11 protein-coding genes are annotated in these 18,573 nt (G+C 41.5%); 4 read left to right on the top strand and 7 right to left on the bottom strand.

Annotated features, from left to right (window positions below; all coding sequences use genetic code 11):
* Nucleotides 1–122: 122 nt before the first annotated feature.
* The 5 genes from DSM107010_RS32480 to DSM107010_RS32460 form a co-directional block, all read right to left on the bottom strand.
* Nucleotides 123–1,700, bottom strand: a complete 1,578-nt coding sequence (locus tag DSM107010_RS32480; protein ID WP_158631927.1) for an ArnT family glycosyltransferase — start codon at nt 1,698–1,700, stop codon at nt 123–125.
* Nucleotides 1,701–2,150: 450 nt separating this feature from the next.
* Nucleotides 2,151–4,235 (bottom strand): type II secretion system protein, encoded by a 2,085-nt coding sequence (locus tag DSM107010_RS32475; RefSeq protein ID WP_158631926.1) that lies wholly within the window; start codon nt 4,233–4,235, stop codon nt 2,151–2,153.
* 29 nt (nt 4,236–4,264) lie between these two features.
* The gene (locus DSM107010_RS32470; protein ID WP_106166865.1) at nt 4,265–4,762 is read right to left on the bottom strand and encodes a pilus assembly FimT family protein; all 498 of its coding nucleotides are present in this window, start codon (nt 4,760–4,762) and stop codon (nt 4,265–4,267) included.
* The gene (locus DSM107010_RS32465; RefSeq protein ID WP_106166864.1) at nt 4,734–5,474 is read right to left on the bottom strand and encodes a type IV pilus modification PilV family protein; all 741 of its coding nucleotides are present in this window, start codon (nt 5,472–5,474) and stop codon (nt 4,734–4,736) included. Before DSM107010_RS32465 ends, DSM107010_RS32470 begins: the two co-directional genes overlap by 29 nt.
* Entirely contained in the window at nt 5,475–6,944 is a 1,470-nt protein-coding gene (locus tag DSM107010_RS32460; RefSeq protein WP_127024948.1) for a hypothetical protein, read from the bottom strand.
* Between the two features lie 606 nt (nt 6,945–7,550).
* Here DSM107010_RS32460 and hpsA point away from each other — a divergent pair.
* The 4 genes from hpsA to DSM107010_RS32440 all read left to right on the top strand — a co-directional run bounded on the left by hpsA (nt 7,551) and on the right by DSM107010_RS32440 (nt 15,362).
* Complete coding sequence (gene hpsA / locus DSM107010_RS32455; RefSeq protein ID WP_127024945.1) at nt 7,551–12,773, top strand: hormogonium polysaccharide biosynthesis protein HpsA; 5,223 nt, start codon at nt 7,551–7,553, stop codon at nt 12,771–12,773.
* A 30-nt stretch (nt 12,774–12,803) separates the two neighbouring features.
* The gene (hpsB, locus tag DSM107010_RS32450; RefSeq protein ID WP_106166861.1) at nt 12,804–13,592 is read left to right on the top strand and encodes a hormogonium polysaccharide secretion pseudopilin HpsB; all 789 of its coding nucleotides are present in this window, start codon (nt 12,804–12,806) and stop codon (nt 13,590–13,592) included.
* 102 nt (nt 13,593–13,694) lie between these two features.
* A complete protein-coding gene (hpsC, locus tag DSM107010_RS32445; RefSeq protein WP_106166860.1) occupies nt 13,695–14,714 on the top strand; it encodes a hormogonium polysaccharide secretion pseudopilin HpsC in 1,020 nt (339 codons plus the stop codon).
* Nucleotides 14,715–14,726: 12 nt separating this feature from the next.
* Nucleotides 14,727–15,362 carry a prepilin-type N-terminal cleavage/methylation domain-containing protein gene (locus tag DSM107010_RS32440; protein WP_106166859.1) on the top strand — a complete coding sequence of 212 codons (636 nt, stop codon included), beginning with the start codon at nt 14,727–14,729 and terminating at the stop codon, nt 15,360–15,362.
* A gap of 82 nt (nt 15,363–15,444) precedes the next feature.
* On the opposite strand, the gene glgB is transcribed toward DSM107010_RS32440, so the two are convergent.
* Entirely contained in the window at nt 15,445–17,733 is a 2,289-nt protein-coding gene (gene glgB / locus DSM107010_RS32435) for a 1,4-alpha-glucan branching enzyme (protein ID WP_106166858.1), read from the bottom strand.
* A gap of 289 nt (nt 17,734–18,022) precedes the next feature.
* Complete coding sequence (locus DSM107010_RS32430) at nt 18,023–18,367, bottom strand: hypothetical protein (protein ID WP_106166857.1); 345 nt, start codon at nt 18,365–18,367, stop codon at nt 18,023–18,025.
* Between the last annotated feature and the right edge of the window lie 206 nt (nt 18,368–18,573).

The following is an 18,573-nucleotide window of genomic DNA, read 5'->3' as shown; positions in this document are numbered from 1 at the left end:
TAAATCTCAGCATTGACCAAAAAGTGGTCACTTCAACAGGATTGACCGCTTTTTTCTTGATTTAGTCTAAACTCCAGTTATAAGAAAAAAAGGTAAACTAAAGCTTTTGTTGAAAAGTTAAGTTATTTGAATGCTTGTTTAAAACATGAGATTTTGATATATTTTGTTGCAGTGTATTGGCGTTGAGATAATGTTTTTAGTTGAAATTTCGCATTCAATTTATTACTGCTTATAGGGCTTTGAGTATCGTAGTTTAAGTCCTGAACCACAATAATTTCCTTAAACAAACCTCGCTTGAGATCGTTGAGTAAGCTGTCTAAATTTTGATTTGCGTAATCAAAGTCAACAGCACCGTAGTTTTCAGATATGTATTGCCCTGGTCGATCAATAATCACAAGAATTGCTTTATCTTCAAACTTATTTAGAAAATCGCGTACATAGCGAGTTTTTCGTGGCAGGGTCATTGTATTGTAGAAGCGGTTTTCTACTCCAATAGGATGATATAAGATGAAAGCAATTAATGCTCCAACCAATAACAGACGTGAGGGTAAGGCTCCTCCTATAGACTTGTAAATAAAGGGTATGAGGGTTAAACAGATTACGAATACAATAAAAAATCTAGCTTGAGTAGGATGAGTATACTGCCCAGCATGATGCGCCAGATACATTGATGTGTGAACTAACAGGCATAAGCTAACCGTGAAGGCATAATAGCCTTGAAAGGGTTTAGCAAAGCGAAACTTCTTTAAAGCTAATCCTATCAACAAAATACCTAAGAGTAAAACTCCAGTGATGTTTACACCTGTGGCAAAAGGTAGATAAAAATCGAAGCATAGTTGTGCAGATAAAAGATCGGAAAGATGAGACCAAAAACTATTAACACTAAACAGACTCATACCTTCAGGTACTTCATAATTTCCCTTTGTAAGTATCCTTTGCCATAAGTAGGGCAGATAGATAATTGGGGTAAGTACGTATAGATATAATGATGGCTTGAGATAGTGTAAACGAAGTAGACGAAATCCAACTAAGAATCCTAATAACAAGAGAAAGTAAACAACGGATTCATAGCGGATATAGCAAAACATCATTAGGTTTATCCATAGTAGACTAAGACCATGTGATGTAAGCTCTCTCATAAAGCCATAGAGGGAGATGAGGGTGATGGCTAGGAAAGTAGCAGAAAATAGATCGAAACCAGCCGAGGTTGCGCTAAGGGTGATAATCGGTTGGGAAGCAATAAGGATCATGGCTGCAAAGCCACTAGTCGTATCTAATGTTTTCTTGACGCAGACATAAACAAGGGACAGTAACGCAAACAAACCTAGACCATTTAGTATAAATATATTATTTCGGCTGAAGCCAAATAAGGAATGCAATAGCGAAATCAAGAACGGAAACATTGGTGGGCGAATTGGGATTTCTTGCTGAATTGGATGAAAGTTGTCGTAATACCACTTGCCCATCGTGGTGTTGAAAATTGTCTTGTTATACGTCATTGACTTAGACACTGCCAAGAGGTTGGTTTCATCGCTCAGAACACGATAATCAGGCGATAGTGATACAAATAAGAAGCAAGTTAGGATTAATGCCCCGATAAGACCAATCCAATAATATTTGAGAAAAGTTTTAAAGCAGAAAGAGATAGCTTTGCAGTAGCACCAAAGCTGAACTAGCCATAACACAAAAATGGCAAGCATCGCATAATATGAGCCATATATGAACCATGACTCCATTACTTGTCTGTGGCAAAAGCTGTAACTAGCTAAACATAAGAATATAGCTGAACCTGCTGCGACAAACAGCAGTTCTTGCTTAGAGAATCTAAACCGTTGACTATCTATAGTTGCCGCTCCTTACTCTAACTAATATAAGTGCCTAAACATAATATCCAACGGTAATAAGATACCCAGATAAACTAAAAAATTTATCATGTTTAGGCTTCGCTAAGATTGAAAAAAAGCGTTCAAGCACTGCATCGCTCTTAGTAATACAGTTGTAACGAGTATATATTGTAGTTATAAGATTGTAGTTGTAATTGCTAAAGGCAATATAAAAAGAGGAGAGGATTGCTCTGAAAGCACTTTTACCTCTCCTCTCATATAGTTATAGTGGGTTACAAGCTAATCTTATTATATTTCTGCTCGAACCTAAGGAGTTTTTGACGCTCCACCATTTAGGAAGCAAGCAGGTGTACTTAAAGAACTTTGACCTGTTATATTCTTTGCTGTAACTGCATAGCAGACTTTTTTACTAGAATTGATTTCGTTGAAATCTAGAGGCAGAACTAAACCCGAATTGCTATTACCAAGCAACGAAAAACTAGTTGCTGTATAGTCAGTACCAAATACATTATTTTTGTGTACTGTGACTTTATAGATATTGTAACCAGTTGCGTTAGCCGCAGGGTTCCATGTCAGCGTGACTTTCTTCTTAGAAGGATCAGCTGTAGCTGTGATAACAGGTGTAGTGGGTAGGGGTGGTATAGTTGGCTGAGGTATTGGTTGGGGGTTGTCTGTTGGTGTAAACGTGGCTAACATCACTATGTCTTGTACGTCGAAAGCGCCACTATTTTGATTCTCTGTAAATAGCTCAAATAAGTAAATAACCTGGTTATTCTGAAGTTTGATTTTTTTCTTAGTGTTGTCATTTGGATACGCTGGATCTGGCACCAGATACTTGTCTAGAAATGCATCAATGCTGAGCTGACCGTTGGCAGGTTTGAATGGTGGTGGTACGTCACCATCAACCAATGCCCAGACTTGCTTGGGAGTACCTGTATTTGCATTACTTACCTGAGAGTTGTAGGTTTTCCCATTAAAACCATCATCAGTACACCAAGAAGCGGGGTCAGAGATTCCTGTAGCAGTAAGTGTAGTTCCCGCTGCCGCTGAAATACTCAATACCTTATTCGTAGTATCTTCTGGTACGTCTAGAGTAGTTGTAGTACCGTTTTGAGTAACAAGAATCTTTGTGTGGGTGGGAATTTCTCCAGTAAATGACTCTCCATAACACAACATAGAACCACCAATAATTTCAAAAGACGAACGTGATGACTGATTAAGAGTCACTTTGCCATCTGTAACTGTAAACGTTCTTGGTGGGATATTTGTAGTATCCGTGCTGGTGCTAGTGTCTGTACTCGTACTCGTGCTAGTGCTGGTGCTAGTGTCTGTACTCGTACTCGTGCTAGTGCTAGTGCTAGTGTCTGTACTCGTACTCGTGCTAGTGCTGGTGCTAGTGTCTGTACTCGTACCTGTGCCTGTACCCGTGCCTGTACCCGTGCCAGTGCCAGTTCCCGTACCTGTGCCAGTGCCAGTTCCCGTACCTGTGCCTGTACCTGTGCCTGTACCTGTGCCTGTACCTGTACCTGTGCCTGTACCTCCACCCAAAGCAACTAAAAGCTCAAAGGCTCTAGCGAAGGAATCGCTGCCTACTGTTAATGTCTTTGAAGAGCTATCATCAGTAAGCTGAGCAATTAGGGTCACATCTGCTTTGCGTGCAGAGGTCGCTGTAGCTGTAAATCCATTTGTTGCTGCAATTGAGTCAACTAAAACCGGACAGAGAGTATCTGAAGCAGTTGAACAATCTCCAGTAGAACGATTAATTGTTCTATCACCTAACCAGGTAGGAGTGTTTTTGCGAACGTAATATGTAACAAGTCTGTGTAAATTTAAAGAACCACCAGAAATATTACCTGTTATAGGTTGTGCAGTTCCTCCTGGTGTGCTTGATACGTTAAAAGTGTTCGTAGCTGTATTAATAACGTAGTATTTTTGCTTTTTAGTGAGACCTGGAGCCGTACCAGAACCTACAAACATCACCGCAGTTCCATTAGGAAGCCCGTGATTGTTGATAGTGATTTCACTACTACCACCAGCATTTGTACTACCTATTACTTGAAATGGTATCTGCAAGTATAATTTTGCTTCAGGAGCAACACCACCCATAGTAGATCCTAAATCTGTCCAAGCCCATGCTGGCGCAGGACTACTATCATCTACCTTAATTGCTGTTCTGACTTCATCAGCTATAAAGTCTTGCGCTCGGTTTAGATCTACTCGCCTTTCGGTTTCAGCTTTGGCTTTTTGGTTAGCACTGCTAATACTAACTAAACCATAACCCGCAGCAGCAATAAAAATTGAAGTCAGAACCATTGCCACTAATAATTCTACTAAGGTAAACCCAGTAGAGTTTTTTTGAAGTAGAAATAATCTCAAATAATCGTTTTTCATAGGAAACTTAAACATAAAACTCATCGATATTAACGCGAACTCTCACAATTAGTTCCTGTATAATTACCAGTCCTAATAATTCCTAATCCTTGAGAAATAACAAGACATTTTTTCTCTTTAATGCTTCCGTTAGTTGAAGCAAGTTTGATTGTTCCACTACTACTTACATTGTTTGTTCTACCCTTGAAGTCAAACGTTATTGTCCAGGGAGCGGTATTAGTATAATCTATATTGATACCTGTCAAAGTTCGATCGCCTGTAACCAAACAAGTACCAGAGATGGTTTTGTTATCGCCTTTCGGTACGGTAACTGTACAAGTTTTACTTTTCCGAATTGCTTCTCTTTGAGATTCTTGCAATGCACCTCTAACTCGATCCAAGGCATCACTAGCTTGACTTTTATTAATCGAAGTAATAAAGCTGGGAATAGCGATCGCAGCTAGAATGCCAACTATCATCAATACAAACCCTAGTTCTAGCATTGTGAAACCGCGCTCGTCAGTTTGTCGGGCAGTATAAGGCAGCATTTGGTATTACCTCAGTATAAAAACTAGCTATAGATTTTCCACCGGAAGCTGGAGTAACGGTATAACTGATTTTTAGTGATTTATAGTCATCAGAATTAGGGATAGTACTTCTAGCTAAATTAAATTGCTGAGATGTTAAGGTGCTAGTTTTTGAGAAAGTTTTAGAAGTATTATTTGTGCTTGCAGAATCACCATTGATCGAATCTCGCAGACTATCTGCATAACCATCTGTAGCAGAGTTGCCAGCACATTTTGCAGTGGCAATACTAGTTAAGTCTCCCGTACTATCACTAGTTAAATCAATTGCTGCACCACTAGAAGAGCTAGCTAATTTGAAAGTGTCTGTAGCAACATCCCTTACGTAGTAAGTTCTACTCTGCTCTATTCCTCCCGCAATTGTTCCAGTCCCCTGAAATATTACGGTATTGCCATTAGAATAGCCATGACTTGTAATAGTAACTCGATCAGTCGAGGCTGTCATGCTATCAACATTTTTTATATTTAATTCAGTAGCTTGTAGCTTTACATTCTCTAGATCTTCCTGAATCCAAGTTGTTGCTTCAGCATTTTGTTGAGCGCGGGCTTTAAAAATAGCGGCAATTGCCATCATTTGCATAGCGACAGTAACAAATATAGTTGCTATTAAAATGGCAAATAACGCCTCTATCACTGTAAATCCTTGCTCTAGTTTTAAGGGTTTTTTCTTCAACATTTAGGGTATCTCCTCCCGTTGCCAAGAAGAAATAGCAGGAATTGATGGTTGGGTTGTTTGTTGAAATGATAGGTAGTCGCTGTAGTTCCCATAAGCACAAACCATAGGTCCAGCATTGTTGGATTGCTTATCCCACGTTTTAATCCAAACAGCACCAATAAAGCCGCCACCAGTTGGAGGATCTGCACTTGTGTTACAACCACCACCTGAGCCTGCAACATTACCAGTAGCATCAGGTGCATGGACAAGAGCTTGAATAGAGCCACCACCGTTCAAACTTACAGACACAGTGGGGCAGTTGACCGTATAGCTGGGAGGAGAGATAGCACTGTCACTTACAGGAGGAGTAAGAGTGGGTAAGGTGATTCCTGCGGAACAACCATATTTAGTTAGAGGTTTGTTGGAGGCATCCAGCTTGACTGTATCATCAGCGTTGCGCTGAAATGTATTGCCATAAATTTGTAAGTTTTTAGGATAACCATTCTTATTGATATCGGGGCTACCACCAATATCTATTTTGCCTTGCACGTAGAAAACAACTTTGGCTCCCGTTCCTAAGGTTATGTTTGCACCACTCCCGTTTCCAGCTAAATTGCCTTGAATTAGATAGTGATAAGAACCATCAGGTTGTGCTTGATCTGTGACAACACCAGAAGCATTTTTTCGCGGTAGATTTGTTCCCAAAACATCAGAAGGAGAAACTGTATTTAGGTTAGAAGTCGGTAGTGTTGGAGTCTTCGGAAAGGCGAGATCAGGTTTAGTAATAGGAGCATTGCCACTCACAGTATTACTACTAGAAACCCCAGATGGAACAGAACATCCAGCAACTACTATATCTCCCTTCACTTTATTACCCCCCATGTTTTGGGTAAAATTTTGGATTAATAAAGCTGGTGCTGGTGAAGCGCCAGATGGTTGATTAATAACAGGAATATTTACTTGCAATCTAGTTGTGGCTGTACCTACACCTGAAGTAGCTGTACTGCTAGTTCCAACTTGATTAACTCGCCCTTCAATTGTTAAAACTCCTGTACCTGGAAGAACCCCTTGAGTAGGACTGTAAGTATAGTCAATTAGTCTATACTGACCTTTACTAGAATCAGATGAATCTACATCCCGCCAGTCTGTGGTTGCAGCCGCTGTAACTTGAGAAGCACCACCACCAGTACAGGTGTCGATATCTGGAATACCTGATGCAGTCGTCCAGCCAGGAGTACCTGTACGCGAGTACATTGCGATAACTCGATTTTTGTTTATTAATGACTGATAGCGAGTAACACCTGTCTCTGCTGCACTCAAACCTTGACTAGTTGATTTTTGAGCCAAAGCAGTCATTTGATCGTCTTGAGATCTCATCAGTAGCGTGGCGACGACAAGCAGAATAATAAATCCTAAGCTGATGGCAATAGGTAAAGCAAAACCTCGATCGCTATAGCGACAAATTAGGGCTAACTTTAACTTCGGACTCATATAAATTTCTGTGTTACTAAGGCGTGGACGAGCGCGATACTTAACTTTAAAGAACTGCTTGAAAACTAATTGAACGACAGCAAAAACCAAACTATAAATTTGGCTGCGATCGCTCAAATCAAGCGATAGGTATAAAATTTACACACTTAATTTAATCTGTATTTTTGAAACTGTCTTCAGTGAAAATACTATCTAGTTTGAGGCTTTATTTTTGAACGCAACTGAGTTAAGTCAAATCTCAATTTTTCTTTGTGTCGCTGTCGCTGAAAACTAACTTCTTCTAATACAATCAGGGGTCAATCGAGCTCACTAATGCTTTTCCTACAAAATCAGCAATTGAAGCTCTGCTTCACTATTTCTTAAAACAAAATATTAGATTTGAAATTTAATAAGATAAAATATTTAATTTTCTTTAAACTCTGTTGCGAAGTGATATGAAAAATTTCAGTGTTTCCACGGGGATGTTTTATTTTGCCAGCAGTGCTAAACAAAAGCAAAAGAACTTATGGCGCGATAGAATAACTTTGCAGGCTAGCAGGGGAGAACGCTGTTAGGCGTTTAGTCTACTTTATTCTAAGTAGATATCCCTAGAGTAGGAAAGCAACAATGTTAAATCATATACTGAAATATATCGCGCGATCGCTGACTCATAGGCAAAGGCGACGACGGTTAAAACCTTTATATCTCAAAAAACGCCGCCGTTCGGCTGAGACTGGCTTTATTTTACCAACTGTCGCTGTGGTATCGATGGTAGTGGTACTAATGACCGCAGCCATGACAATTCGGTCTTTCGATCGCGCCCGTAATGCGAGTAATGTTAGAGTCAGTCAGGCAGCAGCAGAAGCAGCCGCACCCGCGATCGCCCGTGCTAAAGTTAAAATTGAGGCTTTACTGAAAGATCCTGCCCTACCCAGCCGCACGCCTTCCACTCAATCTCTCTACAACGCAATTAAATACAACTCTAAATTTACTTTTGGCGATGAGACGCGCCTGAAACTAGGCTTTGATATTAATCAAAATAATGCCATAACCGCAGACAACGCCGATATCAAAAATGACGAAACTTTAACAACTGCTTGGCGTTTCCCCATCGATACCAATAACAATGGTAAATTTGATACATATACACTTTATGGGATTTACTTCCGCAGTCCTAGCATTGAAGCAGGTAATTTTAACCGCGAACGCAATCCTCTCGAAGCCAGAACCCCGCCTGTAAATATCCCAATTGCTAACAGTCGTTGTGCTGATATTTTAAATGCAGATACAGAAATATTAGACAATGGTTGGTATCAATCTAGTAATAAATTAAATAAAAGCTTTTTTGTCTACACTGCCAGCGTACCCATTACAGACAATACCAATTTAGGCGATCGCTTTGAAACTTTAGGGGGTAATACCAGCTTTTATGCTCTAGAGTATCAACAAGACCGCAGCTTGATTCCGCTGAATCAATATGCAGTATGGTTCAACGACGATTTAGAATTGTCACCCAGTAATGATTTTCGCATTAATGGCAGAATTCATACTAATGGAAACTTACTAGTAGGTGGACGCAACAACGCCACAGTTAGATTTTATCAAGTCGATAGTCAAGAATCCTGTTTCTATCAACCAGAAAACGGCAAAATTACTGTTGGGGGTAATGTTGGTAATGGTAGCGTTACCGATACGAGCGATCGCAATGTCGTGACTGTCGATTTATATAGTAACAATCCAAGCAATAACACCGCTCAAATTGGCAGTAATAATAAATCTACAGAGGAAACGGGCGGAGAAGAAATTGCCTATTCTGATGATGCGTTTAACCAACGTATTGCCTTGATGAAACAAGCAGCATTAGAATTTTGTATCGAAGCTGGACGAGATTGTTCTGAATTAGAACCACCGGAAATTAAGACAGTTTTAGCAATTAACAGATATCCTGACGAGGTGAAAAATCGCTTCAGCCAACGCTTGCAGGAAAATCCTAGTTTAAATACATATATTGTCCTCTCAGAAGAATTAGAAAGATATCTGCGTCATCGCACTCGGCGCGTCCCTTATGCAGAAGTTTTAGAATCAAATAACGATATTTTAGACGATTACACCCAAGACAATATTTTTGCCAATTTAAATATAATCGAACCGCCTGCCGAATGGCGAGAACCAACAGGTAATAATACTAGATTGTTACTCAGAACGCGCCAATTAGAAGCAACATCTCCCGAACAACAGCTAGATGGAACTGAGAGATATTTAGGCGATCGCATTCGTGTAGGAAATAACTTACCTGCATATTGGAAAGATGGCAATAACTATGTTACAGCACCCCGCGACCGACAATTAATTGCTGGTATAAACTGGACGACTCCTAACGATAAGCCGCGCTATCGTAGCACCCAAGTACAGCCATTCGATACTAGCGAAATTGCAGAACGCGGTGGATTTTGGGAACGACAAACCGCCACCAATACCGGAGGGTTACGGATTATTACAGGTACGGGAATTTACCGCGATCGCAAAGATAATAACTCTCGCATTCCAGCTTTACAAGTCGATTCTTTTTTACCCGATCTATCAAACCGTAAACTTGACTCTGGAGCAGATCTTCCTACTCCTGATAATCGGTTAAGAATTGCAGGTCAACCTATAGATAAATATACCCTGGTTTGGTCTGACATGATGCCGATGACAGGTGGTGACGAACAGATAAAAGATCCAAAGCAAGCAAATCCTCCCAATCTGCGAATGCGTGCGACAGCAGTTTATCACTATACCCAGAGTACGGGTGTCGAGCAAATACCAATTGCTTGTGTTAGCAGTTATTACGATCCTACAGATGACACTACAGCCAAAAATGGTAAGTTTGGCACTAATAACGGTTATCCCTGGGGCGCAGGTGGCAATGTTTTACCTTACAATAACGACCTTAATGGTAGGTCAAATAATGGCATAGTTTATGAAGCTCCTTATACTAACAATAACGATAGAATTAGAGAAATTGGGATTTACTTACCAGAACTAAGATCGCAAGCAAAGATGATGTTTCCCAACGGACGCATTGTCAATCAACCCTTACAAAATGCTCTCAAAAAGTTAACTGCAAACGTTACGCTGGAAGACCCCGAGAAACCGCTGAGTATATCAGATAACGCCGCGCTTGATACAGCGATTTGTGCTTTAAAAATCTTAGACGGAACGATTATACCAGTCAATAATAATCCAATTATTCCCCACGGAGCAATTCAAGAAGCTTCCTTCTTAGATAGTAGAGAAATTAAAGCAATTAGCCGCGATGAAGACGATCCTTCAAGTTCTACACTCAACAGCGATCGCAATCCCCGCTACGACTTAGATCTAGAACAGCGTCAACCATTAGAAATAAGGGTGACAGACATCAATCTGAGTACGGGAGAAATTCAAGAAACATATAGCGATCCAGAGAAAGAAAAAGTCGTAGGAATTACTCGAAAGAAAATAGATCCAAGTCGGATCGACAGCGATTATCTATTACCAAATAGTGGAATACTTTACGCCAGTCGTGACGATGCCTTACGCGATGATTCATCGGCAATTAATTCTATTTCTAATAGCACTGGTAGCTCAATTATAGTACAAAGTTCAACCGATACATCTGCGATTGCGCGACATGAGAGTCAGTTGCTTAGTCCTACAGATTTTAAACTCGATCCTACCCGTCGCCCTAATGGGATTCGTTTAATTAATGGGAGTGACTTATCGCGCGATATTGATAATAGATATCGCCCGGAAGAGAAGGGATTGATTTTAGTTTCCAATCTCCCTGTATATATCAAAGGTGATTTTAACCTACATCAAACCCCGTTAGGTAACAAATTAGAAGAGTTTCAAGAAACATTAGATTGGTCTAATTGGAGCAATTTTTATACTCGGAGATTAGGAAATCTCAATCCAAATTTTGCCTGTCGCCCTGGAAAAGCAGGATGTCCCGATCGCGATGGCGATACGTGGCGATCTTCTACTATTATTGCTGATACTGTAACGCTGCTATCCAATTCTTTCAGAGATGGTTTCCGCAGTGAGGGAGACTACGATCTCAACAATAATACAGCACTCCCCATCTCTCAACAAACTACGCCAGATAATCCTCAGCAGGCTACGACAGAACGCGAAAAGGTGTCTCAAAACCGGAAGAATAATGGCTTTTGGGACAACAGCTTTGTCACTAGTTCTGACTGGTGGGATACAAATAGTAGCGGTAATCCATATCCTAATCAGAAAAATTCCGACGAGAGTTATGTAGGTTCCTATTTAACGAACGGAGTCACACCCATACAGCGACGCACAAACTTTCCTGAATACGTCATGGAAATTTGTCGAAAAATACCTGTTGAAACCTGTGCAGATGGTGATTGGAAGATTGGGTATGACCAAGATGGTGACAAAAAGTTGAATAATAACGAAATCAATAGTGCTATAAATCTAAGTAGTCCACCAAATGGAGGATACAAACCCGATCGACTTGGGGCTGGTACTACTGCTTCACCTGCATTACAACCAGAAGATAGACGCTATCCTCGGCGAGTGGCTTTTCAGCGAAACGATAACTTAAATAATCAAAACCAAAATCAAAACAGGAACCAGAATAATCGCCAAAATAATTTAAATAACCAACAAAACAACCAGCAGAATAGTTTAAACGAGCGACAAAATAATCAACAAAATAATTCAAACAACCAACAAAGTAATCCAGGCGACCAACAGAATAATCAACAAAATAATTCAAACAACCAACAAAGTAATCTAGGCGACCAACAGAATAATCAACAAAATAATTCAAACAATCAACAGAGTAATCCAGGTAACCAACAGAACAACCAACAGAGCGATCGACAAAACAACCAACAACAAAATAATCAACAACAACAAAATAACCAAATCAATGCTAATCAACTAACTCCTTTAGGAATAGATTCTCAAGGAAATGTAAAACAGTTTCGCTATGTTGATGAAAATAATAACGGTAAACCAGATGGATTGCCTCGGCAAGTATCTAATGCATTATGGTTTAAAACAACATCTAATTCTGTTGATCCAACTCAAGGCGAATCGTATAGTCCAAATAATCTGCTGTTTATTAAAGAAATCTCTAATGGTAAGCCGCTATTAGTACCAGTTTTACAAATTCACAGTCCCGATGGTTCTCCCAGTGAAAACCTGGATCGAGGAAACCCAAATCGTTACGCTACCAACTGGTTGCAAGCAGCTGAAGAAGATACAACTTTTAATGCTGTATTTATGGCTGGTAATAGTCCCAGTCGTCCTCAAGAAGAGTCGGCAGGATTGCCTAACTTCGTCCGTTTTCTAGAAAACTGGGAAAACAGAATCGTCAAAATCGACGGTAATTTTATTCAAATGCGGCGGAGTACCTACGCTACAGCACCATTTATGCCGATCCGTCGCGACACGGCTACTGAGTTGGCTACAGCAACCGATAACCTTAGTTGGTTTGACTACGCTATTAATAAATATCCCACTGGTGGCGCTAATAACGATTTACCGACAGGAACGCCACCATATTACAGCGAACCAGAACGACACTGGCAGTTTGATGTTGCCTTACTATCCCAATCTTCAGACTTATTTGCCCAAGAGTTTACTACTCCATCGACAAGCCAGCCTAGCGAACTCCTCAGAGAAGTCAGTCGAGACGATTCTTGGGTACAAACTTTGTTGTGTGCAGCCATAGCCAGCGATCGCACTGGTAAAGTTACAGCTACCTACACTCAATATGCGGTTTCAGATAAAACTCAGCGTCCGGCAACTTGTCAAAACGATACACCCGATTATCCGGCAAACTTGAATTAGAGGACAAGGGGGACAAGGGGGACAAGGGAGATGAATAAGAAAAGACGAGTTAGTGCAAAAGTCAAAAGTCAAAACTTAAAAGTCAAAAGTCGTTTGCAATTCCCGACTCCCGACTCTAGTACGGGCGCACATCTGTGCGCCCCTACGACTCCCGCTTCATCAGGCTTCACTATCCTAGAGGCTTTAATCGCGATCGCAATTCTATCAATATTGATGACCGCGATCGCGCCTGTGTTTGTCCTTGCTGTTGGTAATCGGCTGCAAGCAAGGCGAATAGAATTAGCAACTCAAGCAACAAAAACCTATATTGCTGGAGTTAAGGCGGGAACGATTGCACCACCACAGCATATAGTTGTCTTAAATGAAGTCGATAGTAACAAAAATTTTAATTCTCAACGCGAACAATTTGTTGCTACAGCTCCTCCTTCTACTTCTGGTGGTTTGCGTTGTACGAATGTTACAGTTGGTAATTCTTATTGCTGGAATAATACGACATCAAGTTTATATTGTTTCGATTTAGATGGTGGCGGTTGTAGTAGCGATAGCGGACAAGATTTGGTGATTCAGGCTTTTCGCAGCGCCAGTTCTGAGGATCGATCTATGGATAAAGCTTATATATTGGGGCTTCGGGTTTATCGTGCTGCTGGTTTTAGCGATCTGTCACCGCTGGTTGCTAGCGATCCTAATACTCAAAGAACGCAGTTGACTTTTTCGGGAGGGTTGGGTAATTTCAAAACACCATTGGTTGAAATAGCTACAGAAGTTGCTAATGATGAGTCGAGTATAAATGATTTTTGCGATCGCCTTGGGTGTGAGTGAGCCAAAGGTCAAAAGTCAAAAGTCAAAAGTCAAAAGTCAAAAGTTTAAATATCTGTTTTTTGATTTGCTATATTTTTATTGATAATAAGGTTAAAAATTTGTATGAGTCATGATTTTTTTGATTTTTGTCGCGCAAAGACGCAGAGGCGCAAAGAAAGGAAAGAAAAGAGAAGAAGATTGGGTTGTAATGGTTTTACTTTGATTGAGTTGTTGGTGTCGATTGTTATTTCTTCGATTGTTTTGAGTTCGCTGTTGTCTTTTATGACGAATATGTTGACTTCTGAGCGAAGAGAACAGGCGAAGTCTAGTAGCGAACAAGAAATACAGTTGGCACTCGATTATATTTCTAGGGATTTACAGGAAGCTATTTATATTTATGATGCTGATGGGGTGCAGGCGATCGCCGACCAATTGCCTCATGCTAGAGAAGCAGATAAAGTTCCCGTACTTGTGTTTTGGAAGCCTACTTTTTTAGCTCAAGATCGTCCTGTTATTACGATAGATGGAACTACAACTACTGTTGGATGCTTGACTAAGTTACCTAGAACTGATACCTGTAGTCAAAGAGATTATTTTGTTTATTCTTTAGTTATTTATTACTTAATTAAAGATAATAATCCTGCTTGGTCGGGAGCAGCCAGAATTGGAAGACTCGAAATACAAGATGGAATTAGAGATTCTCATAATTCGCGTAATTATCTGACAAATCCCGCTCCGGGTTTTCAATTATTCAATCTTTCTCAGGCGGGGAGTATTGAAGATAAAATGAATGCTTGGGAAAAGGCAGATACAGCTTACGATCTGCAAAAAAATCCGATTGAAGTATTAGTAGATTATGTCGATCCGAGTCCGAGCGATCGCACGCCAAAGCCGTTAGATTGTCAAAATATTTCTTCTGATGCTCAACTCGTTCCTGCTAATACTCAACTTGCTAATCCTTTACAAATAAATAGTTTTTATGCCTGTGTAGATGCATCGCGCAATTTAGCTCAAGTTTATTTAAGAGGAAGTGCGTTGATGCGTTTGGAACAAAATGCTGTTTATAGTGACAGTCAGGCTAGCTATTTTCCTAGTTTAAATATACAAGTGAAAAGTCGCGGTACGACCAGCTCTAAATTTTAGCGGCAATTTGTTATGAATAAAATTACCAAGACAATTTTACACCCATCGATTTTTCGCAGGGGCGCACAGCTGTGCGCCCCTACAGATCGCGTTCCTCTTGGAATCTCCATTGGGGATAGGGGAGAGAGGGGGAATCGAGGATTTACCCTGATCGAACTCATCGTTGTAGTCATTATTATCGGAGTTTTAAGTGCGATCGCGGCTCCTAGTTGGGTGGCTTTTGTTGACGGTCGCCGTTTGAGTGTTGCTCAAGACCAAATTTTGCGCTCTTTACAGGCAGCACAAAGTAATGCTAGGCGAGATAAAGTAATATGGCAAGTCAGCTTTCGCGAACATAACGGCGTAGCACAGTGGATCGTTCTGCCAGCAAGTACAAACCCGACTGCTGTAACTTGGCAAAACTTAGATGCAGCGGTTCGCATCGTCGATCCAATTGTGAATGCCAACGATCCCGATGGCACAACTTTAGAATTCGATCCAACTCATAATTTATGGCGAATGCAATTTAACTATCGCGGAGAAGCAAATAGTCCGTTAGGAAAAATTGCGATCGCCACTCGTAGCGGCGGACAGCGCTGGAGTTGTGTTAAGATTGCTACTCTCTTAGGCGCAATCCGATCTGCTAGTGATGAGAATTGTCTGGATTAAACGTCATTGGTAATTGGTCATTTGCGATCGCCGATGGTTAGTTGTTATTAGTTTTGACTTTTGACTTTTGACTTTTGACTTTTTACTTACTCATCGCCTCTGCTGTTTTTTCCCGATTTAGCTTCAAAATTAGCACGCCTAAGGGAGGCAAACACAGATCGATGGAATAGGGATGATTGTGGTATTGCCATTCATCCGTCCATTTGCCCCCTAAGTTACCCATGTTGCTACCGCCGTACTCGCGGGAATCGCTATTAAATAACTCTTGGTAAAACCCTGGTTCGGGTACGCCAATTCTGTAGTGAGAGTGCGGTTGGGGAGTAAAGTTACAAACTGCGATCGCAAAATCCTCTGAATCTTTGGCGCGACGAATTAACGCAACTACGCTATGGCGATTGTCGCTGCAATCGATCCACTCAAACCCCGCTTCAGCAAAATCTTGGCTGTACAAAGCTGGTTCAGAGCGATATGTGTGGTTTAGATCTTTGAAAAACTGCTTGAGCTGTTGGTGTGATTCATATTGCAACAACTGCCACTCTAAGTCACCCCAGACGTTCCACTCGCTCCACTGTCCAAACTCCATGCTCATAAACATGGTTTTTTTGCCGGGGTGAACGAACATGAAGGTAAACAAGCAGCGGACGTTGGCGAATTTCTGCCACCTATCCCCTGGCATTTTACCGATGATGTTACTTTTGCCATGTACGACTTCATCGTGGGATAGAGCCAACATGTAATTTTCGCTGTGGTGATACCACATGCTGAAAGTGACGTTATTTTGGTGGAACTGGCGAAACCAAGGGTCCATGCTGAAGTAATCCAGCATATCGTGCATCCAGCCCATGTTCCACTTGAGATTAAAGCCTAATCCGCCCATATACGTAGGCCAAGATACCATAGGCCAAGCGGTAGATTCTTCCGCGATGGAGACGATACCAGGAAAATAACTAAAAATAACGTGATTTGTTTGCCGCAGGAACTCTGCTGCCTCTAAATTTTCCGTGCCACCATATTGATTTGGCAACCATTCCCCTTCTTTGCGGCAATAGTTCAGGTAAAGCATTGAGGCAACGGCATCTACCCGAATTCCGTCGATATGATACTTATCAAACCAGAACAAGGCGTTGGCAACCAAGAAGTTTCTCACTTCGTTGCGGCTGTAGTTGAATACTAAAGTTCCCCATTCTTTGTGTTCTCCCTTGCGCGGATCGGCATGTTCGTAGAGGTGAGTCCCATCAAAGAATGCTAACCCGTGTCCATCTTTAGGAAAATGACCTGGAACCCAATCAACAATTACCCCAATACCGTTTTGGTGGCATTGGTCAACAAAATACATGAAGTCTTCTGGTGTGCCATAGCGGGACGTACAAGCATAATAGCCAGTGACTTGATATCCCCAAGAGCCGTCAAAGGGATGCTCTGCAATTGGTAATAATTCAATATGGGTGTATCCTAAATCTTTTACGTAGGGAATCAGGCGATCGCCAAGTTCTCGGTAGGTGAGAAAACGCGCCCCTGGTTTGAGTTCCGAGACAATGACGACGGGTTCTGTCTCCCCATTAGGCAACTTGGGTGGTTCGGCAGAGGAGGCGTGCAGCCACGAACCGAGATGGACTTCATAAACAGAAATTGGCTGTGTTAGGGGGTCGGTATGGCGGCGTTTTTCCATCCATGCCAAATCGCTCCATTCATAAGCGTCTAAGTCTGTGACAATGGATGCGGTTTTGGGTCGGGGTTCTTGCTGATAGCCATAAGGGTCAGACTTTTCGTAGATGTGACCATTGTTATTTTTTATTTCATATTTATAGCGATCGCCGACTTTGAGTTCGGGAATAAATATTTCCCATACTCCTGTAGCACCTTTGCGCATCTGGTGCTTGCGTCCGTCCCAATGATTAAAATCTCCAATAACTGACACGTTGCGCGCGTTCGGAGCCCAAACAGCGAAATAAACGCCTTGGACACCGTTAATTTCTGTTGCGTGCGCTCCTAGTTTTTCATAAATGCGGTGGTGATTGCCTTCCGCAAATAGATGCAGGTCAAAATCTGTCAAGCGGGGAGAGCGAAAGGCGTAGGGGTCGTAAATCACACGCTCGCGTTCTCCCTCCAAAATCCGCAACTGATAGTTTGCCAGTTCGGGAAGATCGAGCGTGCATTCAAAAAAGTGAGGATGATGCACGGTCTCCATCGGAAATTCTTTTCTTTCCTCTGGCAGTACCACCCACGCCGCACTCGCATTTGGTAAGTATGCTCGCACTGCCCAGACGGTTTTGCCTTCATGTTCCACGGAATGAGCGCCTAGCACTTCAAAAGGATCTTGATGCTGGTTCCAAATAATTCGATCTACCTGTTCTGGTGCAATGGTGGTCATAGACATGCAGCTACCTACTTAGAATAAATTTACTAAACTCCTCTCGTCATACTTATACACACTCTTTACATTTATTTGCAAATGAGCAAGCAAAGCAACGGTATTTAGTTTGATTTTGTCTCAACCATAGGTAAGACTTTGGGGAGTCAGGGAAAAGGAGACAAGGGAGACAAGGAAGACAAGGGAGACAAGGAAGCAGAGCGGTAAAGGGAGCAATTCTAGTCACTAGTCACCAGCCACTAGCCACTAGCCACTCTCTACTGATAAATGTTCGCTGCTCCCTGCTCCCTCAAATAGGCAAAAAAGGTAAAAAAGTCCGAATTGCCTTTCGCAGTTGGAGTAGAAAAACGATTTCTCGGACTTGAGAGTTCAAAGTGGGTGGTGCAGGACGGGTTTGTAATTTAGCTTGTAATTGAGCGTATTGGGCAGCAGTTAGTGATTTGCCATCCACAGGCGATCGCGCTGTGAGAAAGATTTCCGTCCGCAAGACTTCTTCTGGTGTATCTTCTGGTGGTGGTAAAGCTAAGGCAGATTGGGCGATCGCAGAGATTGTAAAAAACACGATGCCAACACCTAAAAATTGAGTTTGAAAGTGGGTTATCTCCTGACGTTTGCCAACTGGCAAAAACCCCATACTCTCTCTTTCTCCCTAAACTGCTACCAGAGTATTTATAGCATTTTGTCTGCCCTCCTAAGCACTACACCTAAGCACTACATATGTAGGTACTTATTACTTATGTGGTAAGAGAGCATATGTAATGCAAAAAGCGCCCCCCTTTTGGGGAGGCGCTTTCCTAAGTCAAACTAACGCGAATTAGCCATTGAGGGAAGGAGCTTCGA

Source organism: Chroococcidiopsis cubana SAG 39.79 (assembly GCF_003991895.1).
Classification (GTDB): Bacteria; Cyanobacteriota; Cyanobacteriia; order Cyanobacteriales; family Chroococcidiopsidaceae; genus Chroococcidiopsis; species Chroococcidiopsis thermalis.
This window is presented reverse-complemented; position numbering and strand designations above follow the sequence as displayed.